Origin of the sequence: Oceanibaculum sp. (genome assembly GCF_022449305.1) — a bacterium.
GTDB classification, from domain to species: Bacteria; Pseudomonadota; Alphaproteobacteria; order Oceanibaculales; family Oceanibaculaceae; genus Oceanibaculum; species Oceanibaculum indicum.
Window position 1 is genome coordinate 1 of sequence record NZ_JAKUSO010000127.1, and the last position, 2,030, is coordinate 2,030.

Below are 2,030 nucleotides of genomic sequence, written 5' to 3' on the forward strand. Positions count from 1 at the left end.
CATGACGCCTATTATGGCGATGAACGCACCTACGGCCTGGCCGTCGCCGCCGCCTTGAACGTGGAGGCCAAGGCCCTGGACTCGCTCGGGCCGGCCCTTATCCAGTTCGATGAACCGGCCTTCAGCCGCTATCCCGAGAAGGTCAAGGAATGGGGCATCGACGCCATCGAGCGCGCCATCGACGGCGTTCAATCGAAGACCGGCGTTCATATCTGCTTCAGCTACCCGATGCCGGGCGTCCCGCGGCCGATCGTCGACAGCTACCCGGTGATCTTGAGAGAACTGGAGGGGTCGAGCGTCGACCAGTTGTCGCTGGAATTTGAGATGTCGGAACTTGACCCAGAATTGTTGGAACTCTGCCCCTCGAAAACGGTCATGTTCGGTTGCATCAGCAACGGTACCGAAGAGATCGAGACGCCCGAACACGTCGCCGACAAGTTGTTGGCGGCGGCCCACCACCTTCCCGCCGACCAGATTCTGGCAGCACCGGACTGCGGACTGGTGCCCGTTTCGCAGGCTGCTAGCCGCGGCAAGCTCTCGGTAATGGTCGAAGGCGCTCACCTAGCGCGCCGGCGGGTTGGCGCGGGATAGGCCGGGGCGCATATGTACGTTCTTTTTCGGTTCGGCTATACTTGTGGCATGCGCGCCTTCCTCGCACCCCTCGCTCTAGCCGCAGCGCTTCTGGTTGGCATCTTAGAAGGCTCACTATAACTGGGAGAATTTAGCAGTCATTAGAGTCTCAGCGCCTCGCCTTCGAGTGGTGGGATTTTTCTGTGATAATGCCCGATGGACGCACACGATCACATCCGCCCGCATTTCAACTTTGACAACAGCTTCGCGCGAAGCCTGGAAGGCTTTTACGTATCTTGCGAAGCAAACCCTGCGATTGCACCAAAGTTTCTGCTGCTCAACCAAGGGCTGGCGGAGGAGCTCGGCCTCGATCCGGTCACGCTCGATTCTGAGGCGGGTCTGGCAATTTTTTCCGGAAATGTGGCGCCCGAAGGCTCCGAGCCGCTGGCGCAGGTCTATGCCGGGCACCAATTCGGTGGGTTCACTCCGCAGTTAGGCGATGGACGCGCGCTTCTGCTCGGCGAGGTGATCGACTGCCAACACCGACGCCGCGACATCCAACTAAAAGGCTCGGGCCGCACACCATTTTCCCGCGGCGGAGATGGCAAGGCCGCCCTTGGACCGGTGTTACGCGAATACCTGATCGGGGAATCCATGCATGCACTTGGCGTCCCGACAACACGCGCCCTGGCGGCCGTCACCACCGGCGAACTCGTCCAAAGGGAGACACCGTTGCCCGGTGCGGTTCTCACCCGGGTCGCGGCAAGTCATATCCGAGTCGGGACATTCCAGTTTTTCGCTGCGCGTGGCGAAGCCGACAAGGTTCGTGAATTGGCCGATTACGCAATCGCACGCCACTATCCGGACACGGCAGATGCGGAAAACCACTATTTGGCTTTCTTTGACGCCGTTGCTGACTCCCAGGCCGCGCTGGTCGCCCACTGGATGAGTATTGGCTTCATCCATGGCGTGATGAACACCGACAATATGACAATCTCTGGCGAGACCATCGACTATGGGCCCTGCGCCTTCATGGACAGCTACGCACCCGGCACCGTGTTCAGCTCGATCGACACACATGGCCGCTATGCCTATGCCAACCAGCCGCTGATCCTGTCCTGGAACATGGCCCGATTGGGCGAAACCCTGATCCCGCTGGTCTACCCAGACAAGGACCGAGCCATCAAAGTACTGACCGAGGCGCTCCAACGCGTGCAACCGCTTTATAAAACCTACTGGCTGGCTGGCATGCGGACCAAGATCGGCCTATCGACGGAAGACCCCGATGACCTGGAACTTGTGAATGAGCTGCTATCCGTGATGGAAGCCGGGGCGGCTGATTTTACACTCGTGTTTCGCCGTCTTTCACAGACACTGTGCGGCGATGCCGCCCCAGTGCGGCAACTGTTCGATGACCCGGGCGCCTTCGACATCTGGGCGCAGCGCTGGCATGACCGATT

The 2,030-nt window shown here is 60.1% G+C and carries 1 protein-coding gene and 1 pseudogene; both read left to right on the forward strand.

Annotated elements, in window-relative coordinates; all coding sequences use genetic code 11:
* A pseudogene (locus MK313_RS18110) lies at positions 1-591 on the forward strand (hypothetical protein); the annotation flags it as partial.
* Positions 592-786: 195 nt separating this feature from the next.
* A partial coding sequence (locus MK313_RS18115) for a protein adenylyltransferase SelO (RefSeq protein ID WP_287783643.1) occupies positions 787-2,030 on the forward strand: 1,244 nt, incomplete at its 3' end.